Origin of the sequence: Bradyrhizobium diazoefficiens (assembly GCF_016616885.1) — a bacterium.
GTDB classification, from domain to species: domain Bacteria; phylum Pseudomonadota; class Alphaproteobacteria; order Rhizobiales; family Xanthobacteraceae; genus Bradyrhizobium; species Bradyrhizobium diazoefficiens_F.
In genome coordinates, this window is record NZ_CP067102.1 from 2,313,401 (window position 1) to 2,331,333 (window position 17,933).

Annotated in this window: 13 protein-coding genes and 2 pseudogenes; 7 read left to right on the forward strand and 8 right to left on the reverse strand. The window is 62.8% G+C overall.

Going from position 1 to position 17,933, the window contains the following annotated elements:
- Nucleotides 1–10: 10 nt before the first annotated feature.
- From JJC00_RS10440 to JJC00_RS10460, 5 genes are all read right to left on the reverse strand, one after another.
- Nucleotides 11–1,453: an oligosaccharide flippase family protein gene (locus JJC00_RS10440; protein ID WP_200472486.1), complete on the reverse strand. Its 1,443-nt coding sequence runs from the start codon at nucleotides 1,451–1,453 to the stop codon at nucleotides 11–13.
- A gap of 182 nt (nucleotides 1,454–1,635) precedes the next feature.
- A complete protein-coding gene (locus JJC00_RS10445) occupies nucleotides 1,636–3,048 on the reverse strand; it encodes a hypothetical protein (RefSeq protein ID WP_200472487.1) in 1,413 nt (470 codons plus the stop codon).
- A 69-nt stretch (nucleotides 3,049–3,117) separates the two neighbouring features.
- Nucleotides 3,118–4,317, reverse strand: a complete 1,200-nt coding sequence (locus JJC00_RS10450; protein WP_200472488.1) for a glycosyltransferase family 4 protein — start codon at nucleotides 4,315–4,317, stop codon at nucleotides 3,118–3,120.
- A gap of 51 nt (nucleotides 4,318–4,368) precedes the next feature.
- Nucleotides 4,369–5,556, reverse strand: a complete 1,188-nt coding sequence (locus JJC00_RS10455) for a glycosyltransferase family 4 protein (protein WP_246774167.1) — start codon at nucleotides 5,554–5,556, stop codon at nucleotides 4,369–4,371.
- 229 nt (nucleotides 5,557–5,785) lie between these two features.
- Nucleotides 5,786–7,015: a polysaccharide biosynthesis/export family protein gene (locus JJC00_RS10460; protein ID WP_200472490.1), complete on the reverse strand. Its 1,230-nt coding sequence runs from the start codon at nucleotides 7,013–7,015 to the stop codon at nucleotides 5,786–5,788.
- Nucleotides 7,016–7,544: 529 nt separating this feature from the next.
- Between JJC00_RS10460 and JJC00_RS10465 the strand changes: the two genes are divergently transcribed.
- Nucleotides 7,545–7,682, forward strand: coding sequence for a hypothetical protein (locus tag JJC00_RS10465; protein ID WP_200472491.1), 138 nt, complete (start codon nucleotides 7,545–7,547; stop codon nucleotides 7,680–7,682).
- 11 nt (nucleotides 7,683–7,693) lie between these two features.
- Here JJC00_RS10465 and JJC00_RS10470 read toward each other — a convergent pair whose 3' ends face one another.
- Both JJC00_RS10470 and JJC00_RS10475 read right to left on the reverse strand, forming a co-directional pair.
- Nucleotides 7,694–8,851, reverse strand: coding sequence for a glycosyltransferase family 4 protein (locus JJC00_RS10470; protein WP_200472492.1), 1,158 nt, complete (start codon nucleotides 8,849–8,851; stop codon nucleotides 7,694–7,696).
- A 67-nt stretch (nucleotides 8,852–8,918) separates the two neighbouring features.
- Nucleotides 8,919–10,034 (reverse strand): glycosyltransferase family 4 protein, encoded by a 1,116-nt coding sequence (locus JJC00_RS10475; RefSeq protein WP_246774168.1) that lies wholly within the window; start codon nucleotides 10,032–10,034, stop codon nucleotides 8,919–8,921.
- 276 nt (nucleotides 10,035–10,310) lie between these two features.
- Between JJC00_RS10475 and JJC00_RS10480 the strand changes: the two genes are divergently transcribed.
- The 4 genes and pseudogenes from JJC00_RS10480 to JJC00_RS10495 form a co-directional block, all read left to right on the forward strand.
- Nucleotides 10,311–11,330, forward strand: coding sequence for an NAD-dependent epimerase (locus JJC00_RS10480; protein WP_200472493.1), 1,020 nt, complete (start codon nucleotides 10,311–10,313; stop codon nucleotides 11,328–11,330).
- A gap of 165 nt (nucleotides 11,331–11,495) precedes the next feature.
- Nucleotides 11,496–12,809 carry a UDP-glucose dehydrogenase family protein gene (locus JJC00_RS10485; RefSeq protein WP_200472494.1) on the forward strand — a complete coding sequence of 438 codons (1,314 nt, stop codon included), beginning with the start codon at nucleotides 11,496–11,498 and terminating at the stop codon, nucleotides 12,807–12,809.
- A 140-nt stretch (nucleotides 12,810–12,949) separates the two neighbouring features.
- Nucleotides 12,950–13,834, forward strand: a complete 885-nt coding sequence (locus JJC00_RS10490; protein ID WP_200472495.1) for an aldose 1-epimerase family protein — start codon at nucleotides 12,950–12,952, stop codon at nucleotides 13,832–13,834.
- A gap of 37 nt (nucleotides 13,835–13,871) precedes the next feature.
- Nucleotides 13,872–14,098, forward strand: a pseudogene (locus JJC00_RS10495) (winged helix-turn-helix domain-containing protein); the annotation flags it as partial.
- A gap of 34 nt (nucleotides 14,099–14,132) precedes the next feature.
- Here JJC00_RS10495 and JJC00_RS10500 read toward each other — a convergent pair.
- Nucleotides 14,133–14,800, reverse strand: a pseudogene (locus tag JJC00_RS10500) (hypothetical protein).
- 146 nt (nucleotides 14,801–14,946) lie between these two features.
- Here JJC00_RS10500 and pgm point away from each other — a divergent pair.
- The gene (pgm, locus tag JJC00_RS10505; protein ID WP_200472496.1) at nucleotides 14,947–16,593 is read left to right on the forward strand and encodes a phosphoglucomutase (alpha-D-glucose-1,6-bisphosphate-dependent); all 1,647 of its coding nucleotides are present in this window, start codon (nucleotides 14,947–14,949) and stop codon (nucleotides 16,591–16,593) included.
- Between the two features lie 307 nt (nucleotides 16,594–16,900).
- A complete protein-coding gene (locus JJC00_RS10510; protein WP_433996523.1) occupies nucleotides 16,901–17,932 on the forward strand; it encodes a Rieske 2Fe-2S domain-containing protein in 1,032 nt (343 codons plus the stop codon).
- Nucleotide 17,933: the final 1 nt, after the last annotated feature.

A 17,933-nucleotide genomic window follows, 5' to 3' on the forward strand; every position in this document is an offset into this window, starting at 1 on the left:
GGCGTCATGGCTAGATAGCCGCGACGCGCTCCTTGTTCAGTTCGAGATCGCGCAAGCCGAGCAGGCTTCGTGCCAGCTGCCGATGAAACAGCAGGTAACTGATCGCGATCGTCAGGACGTATGCGGTCGTGCCAAGCAGCCAGGCTGATTTCGGCGTGGCGGCCATCTCCATGACGCGATTTGCGGCAACGAGGCCGAGCGTCGTGGCGACCGTTGCGGGCGCAAGCGCCTTGACTAGATCGACCACGGGCAGCTTGGTTTCCCAGGAGGTGATCAGCATCGTAGCGACGGACACGATGAGTGTCACCGCGAGATAGATCTTGATGATCCCGATGAGCCCAAATTTCAGGCCGATGACGAACGCCACGATGGTCGAGATGCTGTTCGCGGTGGAAACCCAGAATTGCAGCTGAGCCTTGCCCCGCGACAGCAGCATGGCGCCGCTATAAGCGGTGATCGACTGCGCCGCGCCGGCAATCGACATCAGCCCGACCAGCGGAATGATGCCGGTCCATTTGGCCGGAAAGAACGCGGTGAAAAGATAGTCGGCGCCGAACGTGAGATAGAGCATGCCGGGAAAGACCACGGCGGCCGTCAGCGACAGCACACCGCAAATGATCTCGTTGCGCTCTTGCAGCGATCCCTTTGCGGCCTGACGGCTGAGTGTCGCCATGAGCACGCCGCTGCCCGGCCAGGTGATCACCATCAGCGGAAGGATCATGATCTGGTAAGCCAGGCCGTACAGACCGACGGCAGCCGCGCCCACGGCACCGCCGATCAGGACGTTGCCAACCGCGCGACCGGCAAAGTTGAGCAGATTGCTCGCCAACACCCAACCGCCGAAGGTCAGGATCGAGCGCACGCGGCCCCATTGAAAATTGAGCTGCACATCCTTTCGCGCGATGACGGCGAAGGCGGCGGCGCGAACGATCTGGACGACGACATAGTAGGCGACCAGTGCCCAGACGCCCCAGCCCAGGAAGGCGCCCAGAACGCATGTGAGCACCGAAACGATGACGGCGACGATCTCGACGCCCGCCACGACCTGGTAGCGCAGATGCCGTTCGAGGACGGCACGCGGGCCGAGGGCGGCAATGGAGAGCACCACCGAGATCGACAGCGTGGCGAGCACGCTTCCCAATCCCTCCATCTCGAGACCGGCGGCGAGAGGCGCGGAGATGACCGCCAGGATCACGGCGCAGAGCAAGCCGATGGCGCAGATCAGCGTGATCGCGGCGCCCGCGTCGTTCCGATCGAGCGTCGGCCGCTGCACCATGGCGCTCGACATGCCCAGATCGGTTAACAGCGCGATGAATCCGACGAACGGCAATGAAAAGGTGACGAGACCGAATTCGGCCGGCGCCGCGAAATACGTCATCATGACGGTCATCGCGAACTGCAGGCCGGATTTGAGAACGTTCATGCCGGACATCGACAGCAGATTTTTCAGCATTACGTCGATCTCCGGGCGCCACGGGATGACGCCCACTCAGGTTCCATACGGCCCAGCCCTGCACCCGCGCGTTTATCTCGCACATGCACAACTGGCAAGACAAGCAATCGGGCAGCAGGCATTGCCAAGTTGTTGGGCAGGCCATTTTTCCTTCTGAACAGCATCCGGGCGTCACGCTGTCGTTACACATCCGATCGGGATGCGCCGGCAGCCTCGAGGAAACGCCCCTTCCACGCGAGCAGTGCGACGATGGCGGTTGCGGCCACGATCTTCGCAACCAGCGCAATCGCGGACGCCGAGGGCACGGCCGAAAATGCGCCGATGACGGCGGCCCCCGCGACGGATGCCGCGACGAGCCCCCATCGCGGCGTTGCGCCGAACCGCACCATGGGTCTCGCCGCGAGCACGATGACGATCGCGGTTGCGAGGATCGCACCGACCAGGACATAGGTCGGCGCTCCCGTGATCGCTTGCGTCGGCACCGCCACGACCAGGACGAGCAGCAATTGGCACAGAGCGACGACGACGAGACGCGTGGCGGACTTCGTCAAATGGGGTGCGATCGCGAGCGTGGATTGCAGATGGCAATGCATGAAATAGAAGCCGGCTGCGGCCGCCGAGGTCTGGAGAAAGCTCGCCAGAATGGGTGCCGGAACGAACAATTGTCCCGCGTCCGGCAGAAAGCCGATCAGGCCTCCGAGCATCACCAGCGTGGCGCAGATGATGAAGTCGAGCAGATGCGCGACGGCCGCGCGGGAGTCGTCGGCACTGCCGCGCTCGTATTGATGGACGACTTCGGGATAGTTGACGGTGTGGATGGCCGCGACCAGCACTGCAAACGGCCGCTGCAGCAGGTCGATCGCCATCGAGAAGCCTGCGGTGACCGCGGGAGCGGTCGCCCCCAGCGCCGAAACGACGACGAAGCGTATCGAGACCGGGACCGAGAGGTGCAGCACCGAGGCGCCGGCCGCGAGCATGCCGTAGCGCGCGAAGCCGCTCCAATCCGCGAGCAGCGCCGGACGCGTCACTTTCTGAAGCGTTTGGGGATGCAGCAACTGCCCGGCGATCAGGCTGGCGATCTGGGCGCCCAGCATGCCGAGCAGCGCCGCGTGCGCCGTGCCGTGGAGCCACGCGCCGGCCGTCGCGCCGCCCACCATCAGCGTGGCTCTCAGGATGAGGAGAAACGCGGCTGCGCCAAGCCGGTGCGAGACGCGGACAACCATGAAGTGGAGGTCGGTCGCGCCCTGAGCTACGGCCAGTGCAAGCCCGACCAGGCCTACGCTCGTGGCGATCGGGCTTGCGATCGAAACGGCGAGGCCGCCGATCACCAGAAGCGCGAGCGCGCTGGCGAGCGCGGCGCCGAACAGGGAAGTCCTCAATCGCGCCGCGTCGTCCTGCATGGCGGCGGCCAGAAAGCGCACGCCGGCCAATTGCAGCCATTCGAACATCAGCACGCTGAGCAGCTGGCTGGAAGCGAGCGTGAGGGAGAAATTGGCGTAAGCGAGCGGCGAGAGGATACGGCCGAGCACAAAGATGAGGATGATCGCCGCCGCACTCTGGTAGACGACCCCGACAAGCGCGAACAGACGGGTCATGGGAGGTTCAGCCTGCGGGCCGAAGCGCAGGACAGAACGGGCTCATTGCGCAAACCGCTCATCCCAGGGCTATTGCTTGTGCCGGCTCAAGAGCTCGAAGGCGTCGCGATATTCGGCGATGACGTCGGTGAATGTCCGATGGTCGTTCTTCTCGGCGAGCCTGTCGACCATCGCCGCCAGCTCCTCCTGATTCGACATGATGCGCATGATGCTGTCCGCGAGCGACTTCGGATCGGGCGCGGTCAACCAGCCGACGGCACCGCGCTGGACGGCCTCGGGAATCCCGCCGAATTGCGTCCCGAGGAAAGGCTTTCGCGCCGCCTGGGCGTCAGCGACGACGAGCGGACCCGGCTCCTCCCAGATCGGCGGAATCACAACGACGTCGATCTGACGGTAGAATGTCTCGGGCTCGACGAAGCCGAGAAATTCGATGCTCGCTTTCGGCGCCATGGCCCTGAGCTCGAGCTGGATCTCCGCCTCTGCGACGCCTGCGATGACAAGGCGCACCCGATCATGGGGAAGGTAGGCGAGCGCCTTGACGAGATTGTAGATGCCTTTTTCTTCGGTCAGACGGCCGATGAATCCGAGGGTCAGGACCGGAGTTGCGGAATATTTCGAAGGCGGGGAGACCGGCGTCGTCGATGCGTGGGGAATGACCTTGCGCAGCTGCGTGTCGGCGAACAGATCCGTCTCCAGATGGATGTCGAGGATGCGCTGGCTCACGCCGACGACGCCGCGCAGATATCTGGTTGCGTTTCGGCGGTTGACGGTCAGCAGCCTGCAGCTCATGCAGGTATGCTCGCAGGCCTTCCCCTTCGAGAAGCGCGAGCACCGCGGGCAGGTCAGGTAGTAATCGTGCAACGTGTGGAGCACCGGCACATTGAGCTCGGCCGCCGTCTTCCACACCGCCGTGGTGAGGCCCGAGAGGTTGTTCGAGTGCAGTACGTCAGGCTTGAATGCCTTAATTCTGCTGGCGACGAGTTCGGCGCTTCCGCGCCAGTCCTCCATCGCATGCCACAATCCTCTCGCCGGCGCGCTTCGCTGTCCGGTGAAGGGCCGGTAGATGTTCTGGACCGGCGCCGAGTGCACGTCGATGCCGTTGCTCGTCTCCATCGCCTGTTCGGGCACCGAGGCGGCGCGAACGACTTCGACGGCATCGCCACTCTTCAAAAGGCCTTCGGCAATGCGACGCACGAATATCTCGGCCCCGCCGACCACCTTCGGTGCGCCCGGTGTCGGGTACAGTGACGATGTGATCAATATTCTCATGGGAAGGATCTCATCCAATATGCGTCTGTGAACGAACCCCGAGAGCCCCTCTCATCTTTCTCCATCGGTGTTCGAGGTGCCTTCTAAATAGACGTCGATATATTGTCCGGTGACAGCTTCCGGTGTGAAGCTGGCTGCAAAGTCAGGCCGAGGCGGAAAAGTCTGCTTCCATTTTGGTGCTTCACTGATGGCCTGCTTCATCAGTTCAGCCAGTTTGTGGTGGTCACTTGGCTCGTACGAGCCGAGTGTCGTCGAGAAATGAGAGATTTCTGGTATTCCGCCGGCGGTAGAGCAAATGGTCGCGCGTCCGGCATTGATGCTTTCTATCAGTGTCCGCGGCAATGGCTCAGGCCAAACCGAGCTAATGAGGCAAACATCCACGGCGGGGTAAAATTCCGCGGACTTGACGAAGCCAAGCCATTTGATCCTCGGATTACCATACCGTCCCTTCAGCTCTCTCACGTAAGCTTCAAGGCCCTTTCCGGCTATTTTGAGTTGCCAGCCCGAATCGGGAAGCAGAGAGACCGCTTTAAGGACGACTTCGATGCCCTTTTCGGGTTCGATCCGGCCGATAAAGCCGAAAGTCAGGTCGGCGTCCGGAGACGGCGGGGCAAGTCCCGCGCTGGCGTCCGCGATGTTGTAGACCACCTTGTGGGGTGCGCCCGGGAAGAAGCCGACTTTCAGGTGCCGGTCCAGTACGTACTGGCTGTTGGAGACCACCGCATCAACCATGCGCGAGGCGTAGAGATATGGCATGGTCATCGTCTTGCATGCCAGGCAGCGCTCTTTGCACGTGTCGCCGTTGCTGAAGAGCGTGGACCGTTTGCAGATGAGCGAGTAGTCGCGCAGCGTATGGACGACGCGGATGCTGCGGCGCTTGGCCTCCGCCCACAGCGACACGGAGAATCCGGTCAGATTGTTGGTGTGAACGACGTCCGGCTTCTCGGTGTCGAGAATCGCGCCAAAGCGTTTGGCTGCACGCCTATTCCAGGTATCCCGCAGGTGCCATCGCAGTCGCTCGAGCCTCGGCGGCTTCCGCGTCTGCCCAAACGGCCAGTACGTATTATCGATCTGCACCCGGTAGGTGCGGATGCCGTTGCGATCCCCGACCGAGACATCGCCCGCTTGCTGCAGGCAGACGACGGCGACCTGGTGGCCATTGCGCATGAAGGCTTCTGCGAGCAGTGATACGGAGACCTCGGCTCCGCCCATGATGTCGGGAGGATAGAGGGTGTTCACGATAAGTATCTTCAACGATCGCCTCATGCGTTGATCGTAGACGGGGGCGCACCTCGCTTGCCACGCAATAGCTGGATCTGCAATCGCATTCGAGCCCACAACGGCGTGAATGATCATGCCGGAACGGAGCCGAAATAGTCACACAATATTCAAGAAGCGGGCCATGACGTCCTGTCCGGACCTTCGCGAGCAGCGAGATTCGGGCAGGCGAGCGTATCGAGTGTGGCCATTACTTGGAGTTGACCACGACGCTGGAGATGTTCGACGCGTTCGTTGAAGCTGCGTCCAGCGGGGCCATGAGCTTGATGAACTCGGTGGATGGCGATTCAGCGACCGAGATCACGTCGTGGTCGCGCATCCTGAACGTGTCAGCCTGGAACCAGCCGTCCGGCTTGCTCATGTCAAACTTGTAGACGGCCGGAATGGTCTTGGTCGGGAACTGCGACACGTCGACACCGATCTGCTCGAGCAGCGGCTTCGGCTCGAAACGATAGACATAGATCGACTTGGAATCGGCCCGGGACCCGTCGAGACCGCCGGCTTTCGCGAGCGCTTCGGCCAGCGACATGTTGTCGTTCTCGAAGGTGAAGCGGCGGTTGTTGGTGCCGCCGATCGAACCCGGCGACGGCGTCGATCCGAATGCCATGTACACCCTGGGAATGCGGGTGAGGAAGACAACGTCGCCCGGAGCCAGCAGCACGTCCTCGCTGGGGTGATGCACGACCGACGACATCGACTCGTTGTAGGTGCGTCCTTCGCGCTTGATCGTGATCGTGCTCTCGTAGGACGGATATTTTGGGCCACCGGCGCGCGCGATCGCGCCCATCAGCCGGATGCCGCCCGGGTCGACCGGGAAGCGCTGCGGCGAATTGACTTCGCCGAGCACGCTGATCTGGTTGCCGCGCTGTTCTGCGACGCTCACGACCGCCTGCGGATCGATGGCGCGATCCTTGAGACGCTCGCGGATAATGTTCGAGACGGCGCGCGGCGTCAGCCCGGAGACCTTGATCGATCCGGCGTAGGGGATGTTGATGTTGCCGGACTGGTCGACCTGCTGGCGCGGGATATCGACGAAGTTGCCTGGCCTCACGCCGGCTTCGCGCGGAATGAACAGGCCGCCGGCCTGGGCTTCGTAAACGGTCACGGTGACGATGTCGCCGACGCCGATCGTGACGTCGCGGTAGTTGCCGCCGGGGAGACGCGAGAACAGCAGTCCAGCGCTGTCCGTAAATCCATTGGTCGCCTGCAGCACGGCCGGATTGACCGGCATCAACGCATAGGCAAGCGGCGCGGTCGGCTCGGTGACCAGCGCGGCATGTGTTTGCGTGGAAGCGGCATCGGGAGCGTCTAACGGAATGAAGCCCCCGCAGCCCGTCAGGGAGAAGCTGATCGCAGCAACGGCCAGAATCCGGCTAATCCCGAAATCCGAATGAGCTTGTTCGGTCGTCGCCAATGTCATTTCCTCGCACACACCTAAAATCTGAATTACCGTAGCAACTGTCCAGCTACTGAGTCACTGCTGCGTCTTCGTGATTATGGTAAAGCACTTATGGCTGTGACCTTATTGCCACTTGTGAACCAGCGTGCACGTGCAATCAACTGGTCAAATCTTATGCGAGGCCTGCTCTTTTCTAAGCAATCCGCAAATTAGACATACCAGTGTCAGATCGACGTCACGATTGAGGCCTCGGTTCATCCAGTGAGCAGCGCGCGAATTCGACCGGCGCATTCGACGGCATCTCCGCAACGTGGTGTCGCCGTAGACTCCAGGCGTCGCATTCCAATCAGAGCGTACCCTGCGTTGTATTTCCGCGGGCCTTGCGGTGGGCTTGGCAGTGGCACGTCAGGATCTGCATCGATATTTCCGTGACGGGATTCCGCCTCCGTTAACGCTTAGATTTGGAAGCTGGCGTCACGCTGGCGTCCGTAAGGTCTTCCTAATCCCGATCCGGCTAGGTGTCGGGCAAACAAAAGGGAAGACGAAGACAATGTTGCAAACCGGGCTGTTCGCGGCCGGCTTTCTCGTCTGTGCGATGGCCGTCATGTTCGCGATCGCGTGGTCGTTCTCCGATCAACGTGTCATCGATGCTGATCTGGCGGAGGACGATGCCCACCGGATGGCCTGATCGACAGCTCTCTACGGTCGCAGATTGTTCGAGAAATCGGACTGCAGTTTGGCCTCGCCGGCCTCGCTTTCGCCCAATTGCAGCACGTCGGCATAGACCTGGCTCAGGTTGCGATGAGTCTGCTCGATGTCGTAGAGGCGGGTGAAACGCTTATATCCGGCCCGGCCGACCGCAGGCAGATCGAGCCTGGCTGCGCGCTTGAATCCTTCAGCCAGCTTTTCGGGTGAGACTTCGTCGCACAGCACACCGGTGGTGCCGTCTTCGACGATTTCCGGCAGAGCGCCGATGCGGAATGCGATGATCGGCTTGGCCGCCCGCATCGCCTCGATGGCGACGAGGCCAAATGCCTCCCAGCGCGACGGAATCGCCACCATGTCTGCCTGATCCAGTTCGGCCTCGATCTGGTTGCGGTCCATCCAGCCCAGCAGTGAAACGTTGGCGGGCAGGTCGCTTCTCCGGAATTTGCTGACGACCGAGGCGCCGATGAGGCGCACATCCAGCTTGTCTCCGAGCGCGCGGGCCGCCTCGATCAGGAGATCATATCCCTTCTGACGGTCGAGGCGTCCGATGAACAGGACCTTGATCTTCTCCGACCGCCATGATGCTGCGCGCTTGTCGAGCGTGGGGCGCTGCCTGGAAATCCCGTTGTGCACGAGGACGAGGCGCTTCGCCGCAATTCCGACCCGTCTTGCATCGACCTGCTCGCTCTCGGAGATGCAGACGATGCGATGGGTCAGCTTGGACAGCAGAAGTTCGGTGAACTCAGTGACGGCGCGGCTGAGACGGCCCGTCTCGCGGCCGAAGGCCCATCCGTGCGGGCAATAGACGATGCGCGAGCGCCGGTAGGTCAGCCACAGCACCGGCCGCACCACGAGCCCCGCGAACGAGGAATGCAGGTGAATGATGTCCGGCCGCTGCCGCCGGACCGCGCGCATGGTCGCGGACAGCATGGCAAACAGGCCGACAGCGTTGCGGCCGTCGCGCGGGAAGGTGGTGACGGCCTCATCCTCGATGTTGACCAGGTCGTCGCGATGGTCGGACGGAACGACATAGCTGACATTGCCGCGTCCGAAGCTCGCGCTCTGATGCGGATGAAGCTCGTTGAGGTAGGTTGCGATGCCGCCTCTCACCGTTTCGGCGACATGCAGAATCTTCAGGCCGCTGGGCAACGGTCGCTCCTTCCTTGTCTTGCACAGACCATGTGTAGCGTCTCCAAGCAGCAATATTTGGGCCGCGTCATCGCGCCGCTCCGCGGGATGCGGCCTGCGGAACCGATTTGGCGAGCACATCGAGCATGGCTGCGGCCGATTTGGTCCAAGAATATGTCGCGAGCCGCTCTCGCTGCTTCTCTTGTTCCGCCGGCGAAATCCTGCCGAGATCAATTCTTTCGTGCATCCGTGCCGACAGCTCGCTGGGGTTGAGCGGGTCGAAATAGACGGCGGCGTCAGCGCAGGTCTCGCGAACGGCTTCCGCGGAACTCGCAATGACGGGGCAGGCGAAGTACATCGCCTCCAGGGGTGGGATGCCGAAGCCCTCGTAGAGACTCGGGAACACGAAAGCTGCAGCCCTGGCGAAGAGTGCGGCGACTTGCTCGTCCTTGAGGCGGCCGGTGATGACGATTCCGGCTTTTGATTCGGTCGCGCCGCCGCCAAAGACCTTGCTGTTGTCGCCTCCGACCACGACCAGCGGAAAATCCGTGCGGCCGAGCCGCTCGGCCGCGCGAACGGCGGTGTCGACATTCTTGTTCTTCGTCATCGAGCCGACAAAGAGGAAGAAGCGGTGGGGTTCGAGCCGCAGGGACTCGATGATCGAGAAATCGGGCTCGACCGACGCGAAGTGTTCTGCACTGTTTGGAACAATCGGGATCGATGTGGGATCCAGCGAAAGCGCGTCGGCAAGTTCGTTGCGTGAAAACGTGGAAACTGTTGCGATGGTTGCTGTGCGTGCCAGCAAATGGCCGAGCGATCGATGCAAGACGAGATATTGCCAGCTAAAGAAGTCCGGCCGTCTGAACACTTGCGCATCGTGAATCACGACGAGATGGTCGCGATGGAGCACCGGACCGGAATTGGCGAGGCTGACGAGCCGCGTGCCGGCGGCCGCGCGCGCCAGATCGATCTGGTCCCACGCGTGCCCGCGCAAAGTTCCGACTTGCCTGACCTTGATGCGGCCAAGACCGGCGAGCGTCTGTGCATCTGGGGGCACCAGAATCTGCCACTCCGCATCCAGGAGTTGCTGTGCCGCCTTGCCGCTCGTGAGCAGGCGGTCCATCGCTTTGACGATCTCGGCAGCATAGCGTTGCACGCCTGTCAGCGATTGTGTCAGGAACCTGCCGTTGATGGAGAGTTTCAAAGTCGATCTTTTTCTTTGCGCGTGTCTTGCGCGAACAATGCCTCAAGACTGGGCATCCGCGCGGAATGTACGGTCGATATGATCTCTAGCACATGCAGCGCTAGCATCCGAGCATCGTCGCAGCCGGATAGCATGCGTGGATGCATGATGCCATCATGTTTCCTACACATTTCGATGCGCTTACATGGACGCGCCTAACTCGATGATGTCGTCATCGTCCAAACCTTGCCTCTCATGTCCTGGTCTGGCATTGCATTCGCGGAATGAACGAGCGAGATGATAACTTTGCGACCAGTGATCTTGACCGGTGCTGCCGGCTTTATTGGAATGCATGTTTGTGAACGGCTGTTGGCGCGTGGCGAACAGGTCGTGGGTATCGATGCATTCACGCCGTATTACGATCCGGCGCTGAAGCGCGCGCGCCTTGAAAAGCTCAAGCAGCGTCCCGGCTTTAGCTTCCACGAGATCGACCTTGCCGATTATGCCGCGGTGATCCGCGTATTCGATCAAGTCGCGCCCGATCGGGTTGTGCACCTTGCGGCGCAACCGGGCGTTCGTGCCTCGATCGACGATCCCATCACCAGCATCCGTGCCAATTGTGACGGCTTTGTCACCGTGCTCGAGGCCGGCCGGCGCCATGGTCTGGCGCATCTCGTCTACGCCTCGTCGAGCTCGGTCTATGGCGCCAATCGCACGCTGCCGTATTCGACCGAGCAATCGGTGAACCATCCGGTCAGCCTTTATGCCGCGAGCAAGAAGGCCAACGAGCTGATGGCGCACACCTTTGCGCACGTTCACAAGCTACCGGTGACCGGTCTTCGCTTCTTCACCGTCTACGGTCCGTGGGGCCGGCCCGACATGGCCGCCTATCTGTTCACGCGCGCGATTTTTGCGAATCAGCCGATCAAGATTTTCAATAATGGCGACATGTGGCGCGACTTCACCTATGTCGACGACATCGTCGAAGGCGTGATCCGCACCCTCGATCGGCCAGCAGCTCCGAATCCCGCGTGGAATGCCGAGCAGCCGGAAAATTCGTCGAGCTATGCGCCGTATCGCGTCTACAACATTGGCAACAACAGGTCGGTCAAGCTGCTCGAGTTCGTCGAGACGCTCGAGAAGATCATCGGTAAGCCCGCGATCCGCAAGCTGCTGCCGATGCAGGCCGGCGACGTCCTGGAGACGCGTGCCGACATTTCCGCACTTCAGCGCGACGTCGGTTTCGCGCCGTCGACGCCAATCGCCGAAGGCCTTGCGCGTTTCGTCGAATGGTATCGAAAGTACCACGGCGTGTGATCGCTGAAGCGAACGGCAAGACCAAATACAAAAGTACTCGGGCGGCGACGGCTAAGGTTTATTCGGTTCGCGAAGCAGCTTGCCCTAATGTTGGGCGTGCGGCCGGATAGAGAAATGGTCTAGGATGTTCAGTGGAACATCCGTCGTCAACGGAAAGAGTTTTTCATGCGAATCGCGATGATCGGCACGGGGTATGTGGGACTGGTGTCCGGAGCCTGCTTTGCGGATTTCGGTCACGACGTCACCTGCGTCGACAAGGACGAGAAGAAGATCGCTAGCCTTCACCGCGGCGAGATTCCGATCTACGAGCCCGGCCTCGACGAGCTGGTCGCGACCAATGTCAAGGCCAAGCGGCTCGACTTCACCACCGACCTGTCGAAGCCGGTCGCGGATGCCGACGCCGTGTTCATCGCGGTCGGCACGCCGTCGCGTCGCGGCGACGGCCATGCCGATCTCTCCTACGTCTACGCTGCGGCGAAAGAGATCGCGCAATCGCTGTCCGGCTTCACCGTCGTGGTGACGAAGTCGACCGTGCCGGTCGGCACCGGTGACGAGGTCGAGCGCATCATCCGCGAGGCCAATCCCAAGGCCGACGTCGTCGTCGCCTCCAATCCGGAGTTCCTGCGCGAGGGCGCGGCGATCCGCGACTTCAAGTTCCCCGATCGCGTCGTCGTCGGCACGTCCGACGAGCGTGGCCGCAAGGTGATGGGCGATGTCTATCGTCCGCTGTCGCTGAATCAGGCGCCGCTGATGTTCACCGCGCGCCGCACCGCCGAGATGATCAAATACGCCGCGAATGCGTTCCTCGCGACCAAGATCACCTTCATCAATGAGATCGCGGATCTCTCCGAGAAGGTCGGCGCCAACGTCCAGGAGGTCGCGCGCGGCATTGGCCTCGACAACCGCATCGGCACAAAATTCCTGCACGCCGGTCCCGGCTTCGGCGGCTCCTGCTTCCCGAAGGACACCAAGGCGCTGATCAAGATCGCGCAGGACTACGACGTGAGCCTGCGCATCGTCGAATCCGTGCTCGCGGTCAACGAGAACCGCAAACGCGCGATGGCGCGGAAAGTGAGCCAGGCGCTCGGCGGTTCCTTGCGTGGCAAGACCATCGCCGTGCTCGGCCTCACCTTCAAGCCCGATACCGACGACATGCGCGACGCGCCGTCGATCCCGCTGGTGACTGGCCTCCTCGACATGGGCGCGAAGGTCAAGGCGTTCGATCCGGTCGGCATGGAGCAGGCCAAGGGCGAGCTACCCAGCATCACTTACTCCGAGGACGCCTATTCCTGCGCGCAAGGTGCAGACGCACTGGTCGTCGTCACCGAGTGGGTGCAGTTCCGCGGCCTCGATCTCGACCGGCTGAAGAGCGTCATGGCGCAGCCCGTCGTCGTCGACCTCCGCAATATCTTCAGCCCCGAGGACATGGCTGCCGCCGGCTTCGTTTATGAAAGCGTGGGACGGTCGTCTCAAGCCTAGCACGGCAATGCGCCGCTGAGCGTTGCGGCGTTTCGCTCGCTTCGGCCCGAGGCGAGCGAAATCGTTTCCAATGCGGTATGGTTCGCTCGCATGAGGCCACCCTTTGGGCCGTCAGCCTTGCTGCTGCGATGGAGACTACCATGGCCGACGAGACGCATACGCTCCGCAGCGGCTCCCTCACCGCGACCATCAAGGCGCAGGGCGCCGAGATGTGCTCGTTCAAGCACAAGGACGGCACTGAATTCGTCTGGCAGGCAGGTCCTGCCTGGGCGCGCCATGCGCCGCTGCTGTTTCCGATCGTCGGGCGTCTCGCTAGTGACGAAATGCGGCATCGGGGCAAGACTTACCGGATGACCCAGCATGGCTTTGCGCGCGACAGCCGTTTCGTCTGGGCGGAGCGTGGCGAGAGCCGTTGCGCGCTCGTGCTCGAGGACAGCGAGGCGACGCGTGCGCTCTATCCGTTCGCGTTCCGGCTGACGGCGGCCTACGCGCTCGATGAAGCTGGTCTCGATCTTTGGCTCACGGTCGCCAACACCGGCAAGGAGATATTGCCGGCGTCGCTCGGAGGCCATCCCGCTTTCAACTGGCCGCTTCAGGCTGGCGTGCCGAAGGACAGTTACGCGCTGACGTTCGCGAACGAGGAGCCGTCTCCGGTCCGCCGTGTCGAGGGCGGGCTCCTGCTCGCGGCAACGGATCCGAGCCCCGTCCGAGGCACTGTGCTTCCTTTGTCGGAAGCCCTGTTCACCAACGACGCCGTCATTATCGATCCCATCAATAGCGATGCGGTCCGCTACGCCGCCGGGCAGGGCGCCGGGCCCTGGCTCAAAATGTCCTGGCGCGGCTTTCGCGAGCTCGGTGTCTGGTCGAAACCATCAGGCGCGCCGTTCCTTTGCATCGAACCCTGGCGCGGCTATCCCAGCCCCAAAGACTTCGACGGCGAGTTCAGCGACAAGCCGGGCCTGATGCACATCGCACCCGGGGCAGAGGAGCAGTTGTCGTTCCGGGTCGAGGTGGGGACGTCCTGAGGCCGATCACACACCGGCGCTGCGGTCGTTCAGTGCAACGCGTGCCGAGTTCGATCTTCTCGCCGCGCTCGTCGGTGCGGTGGCAGGCCGCTCAGCCGCGACTATCTGATCGAGGTCGTCAGCAACCGCCAGGCCGAGGTCGACATCCGAACGGTCGATGCGCTGGTGGCGCGGCTGCGTCGCAAGCTCGTCGGCCGCGGCACGCCTGTCGTCGCCACCGTCACCGGTGTCGGCTACAAGCTCGCGCTCAGCGAGCGGCTCTGATCTCACCTGTCGAAAGATCTGTTCGCCCGCGCAGCTATCGTGCGCGGGCGCTTTGATCCGTGGTGATCTGTCGCGTCGCGCCCGCGAGCTGGTCGTCGACCGCGTAGAGCGTGCAGGTCGGCGACCATTTCATGCAGGCCGCGAGCGAATCGCGTTGCGCGTCGTCCACGGTGTTGCGCCCCGAGCGCCAGCCGTAACCGCCATTGGGCGACACCGCGAAAGCCTTGTGCGACATGGTGCTGGCGAGATAGCGCGCGAACTCGGCTTTCGCCGCATCACTGAAATGGTTCGGCGGCGGCAGCGGATCGGGCGGGCTCAGCATGTCGTGGGCGAGCCCGCGCTCGCGCAGGAAGGCGTCGAGATAGGGCGTCCATTGCGGGCGGGCCACGACGGAATACAGATAATGACCGTCATCGCCGTAAGGCGGCGCCGCGACGAATTTGGCATCCCCGCCGCCAGCGCGAAACCCATCATAGAGCCGGCGCGCGAGATCGGGACCGAAATAGGCAGCGCGAGCGGATAGCGCTTGGTCCCGGCCGGGCGGACCAGAAACGCCTCCAGCCCCTGCGGCCCGGCTTCCGCCATCGGAATGCGCAGATCCTCTGTGTAGAACTGGGCGGCGCGCGCCGGCGCGCCGCCCAGGGTCAGGCCCACGACAAGGCAGGCGATCAGAATCAACAACAGCCTGTGAAACAGCGCCATGTGCCTTCTCGAAAAGACCCGATCAAAACAAGACCATAGCACGATCTCAGGAACAGCCACGCCATCGCGCGTGTTGTGGTTTGGCGCGGGCCCGGCCGATGCTATGGTGTGGCGCAATCTCTGTACGACAGGACGAGGATATTTCAGTGGCTGATGTTCATCCCGCGGCGGGCAAGCTGGTTTCGCCGGACGCGCTCGCCAACATTCCGCGGCTCGTGACGGCCTATTTCGCCAACAGACCGGATGCGGCGGACCCGGCGCAGCGCGTGGCGTTCGGGACATCGGGCCATCGCGGCACCTCGTTCAAGAACACCTTCAACGAGGGCCACATCCTCGCGACCACGCAGGCCATCTGCGATTATAGACAAGAAAAGGGGCTGACCGGTCCGCTCTTCATCGGCATCGACACCCATGCGCTGGCCGAGCCTGCGCTCGCGAGCGCCGTCGAGGTATTCGCGGCGAATGGCGTCGAGGTGATGATTGACAAGGACCACGGCTACACGCCGACACCGGTGATCTCGCACGCGATCCTGACCTACAACAAGGGCCGCACGTCGGGTCTGGCCGATGGCGTCGTCGTCACGCCCTCGCACAATCCGCCGGAGGACGGCGGCTACAAATACAATCCGCCGCATGGCGGTCCCGCCGACACCGACGCGACCTCCGTCGTCGAGAAGCGCGCCAACGCCTATCTTGCCGACGGCCTGAAGGGCGTGAAGCGCATCGACTATGCCAAGGCGCTGAAATCGTCGACCGTTCACGCTTACGACTACATCACGCCTTACGTTGCCGATCTCGGGAATGTCGTCGATCTCGACCTCATCAAATCCGCCGGCATCAAATTCGGCATCGATCCGCTCGGCGGCGCCGCCGTGCATTACTGGCATCCGATCATCGAGCGCTATGGCCTCAAGGCCACCGTCGTGAACGAGGCGATCGATCCGACCTTCCGCTTCATGACCGTGGACTGGGACGGCAAGATCCGCATGGACTGCTCTTCGCCCTACGCGATGGCGAGCCTGATCGCGATGCGCGACCGCTTCGACGTCGCCTTCGCCAACGACACCGACGCCGATCGCCACGGCATCGTCACGCGCACCGGCGGCCTGATGAATCCCAACCATTATCTGGCGACGGCGGTCTCCTATCTGTTCGCGCACCGGCCGAACTGGGGCAAGGATGCCGCGATCGGCAAGACCGTGGTATCGAGCTCGATCATCGACCGTGTCGCGAAAAAACTCGGCCGCAAGCTGGTGGAGACGCCGGTCGGCTTCAAATGGTTCGTCGATGGGCTCGTCACGGGCAGCTTCGGCTTCGGCGGCGAGGAGAGTGCAGGGGCCTCCTTCCTGCGCCGCGACGGCACGGTGTGGACCACCGACAAGGACGGCATCATCCTCGGCCTGCTTGCGGCCGAGATCATGGCCAAGACCGGCCGCGATCCGAGCCAGCTGTTCAATGATCTCACGGCCGAGTTCGGCGTGCCCCATTATGCCCGCATCGACGTGGCCGCGACCGGGCCGCAGAAGAACATCCTGAAATCCGTCACGCCCGAGCAGCTCGGCCTGAAAGATCTCGCCGGCGATCCCGTCCGCTCAACGCTGAGCAAGGCGCCGGGCAACGGCCAGCCATTCGGCGGCATCAAGGTCGAGACCGATTTCGGCTGGTTCGCGGCGAGGCCGTCCGGCACCGAGGACGTCTACAAGATCTACGCCGAGAGCTTCCGCAGCACCGAGCACCTGAAGCGGATTCAGGAGGAGGCCCAGGCGGGGCTGAAGAAGGTGTTCGGGGCGTAGCTGCGGGCGCGGGTGCCGCTCTTAGGCTGCTCCTCCAAGGGATGGGTGCCGTATCGCGCCGTGTCATCGCCCGCGAAGGCGGGCGATCCAGTACTCCGCGGCGCGCGTTATGCGAACCAATGACCACCGCGGAGTACTGGATTCCCCGCTTTCGCGGGGAATGGCCGGGGTTAAGTCTGTATACACAATTACCCGAATAGATACTAAGATACAGAATAATTGGCATTGAACGTTTCGTCTTCCGCGCTATTGTATACACAACGCATACATAAGCCCTGGGAGATCGCCGGTGACAAAACCCTTCCCCATGAACGCCTGGTACGCCGCCGCCTGGGACGCCGAGGTGAAGCCGGCGCTGTTGCCGCGGACAATTTGCGGCAAGCACGTCGTGATGTACCGCAAGGCCGATGGCTCGGTGGCCGCGCTGGAGGATGCCTGCTGGCATCGCCTGGTGCCGCTGTCGAAGGGCCGGCTCGAAGGCGACACCGTCGTCTGCGGCTATCACGGCCTGAAATACAACGCGCAGGGCCGCTGCACCTTCATGCCCTCGCAGGAGACCATCAACCCGTCGGCCTGCGTCCGCGCCTACCCCGTGGTCGAGCGCCACCGCTACATCTGGCTCTGGATGGGCGACCCCGCGCTCGCGGATCCCGCGCTCGTCCCGGACATGCACTGGAATCACGATCCGGCCTGGGCCGGCGATGGGAAGACCATCCGCGTCGCCTGCGACTACCGGCTCGTGCTCGACAATCTCATGGACCTCACCCACGAGACCTTCGTGCACGGCTCCTCCATCGGCAATGACGCGGTCGCCGAAGCGCCGTTTGACGTCACCCATGGCGAGAAGACGGTGACGGTGACGCGCTGGATGCGCGGCATCGAGGCGCCGCCGTTCTGGGCGAAACAACTCGGCAAGCCCGGTCTGGTCGACCGCTGGCAGATCATCCGCTTCGAGGCGCCGTGCACCATCGCCATCGACGTCGGCGTGGCGCCAACAGGCACCGGCGCGCCGGAAGGCGACCGCTCGCAGGGCGTCAACGGTATCGTGCTCAACACCATCACGCCGGAAACCGAGAAGACCTGCCACTATTTCTGGGCCTTTGTCCGCAACTACCAGATTGGCGAGCAGCGCATCACCACCGAAATCCGTGAGGGCGTCTCCGGCATCTTCCGCGAGGACGAACTGATCCTCGAGGCGCAGCAGCGCGCGATGGACGAAAACCCGGATCGCATCTTCTACAACCTCAACATCGACGCCGGCGCGATGTGGACGCGCAAGCTGATCGACAAGATGGTGGCGAAGGAAAACGCGCCGACACACCTCCAGGCCGCGGAGTAGG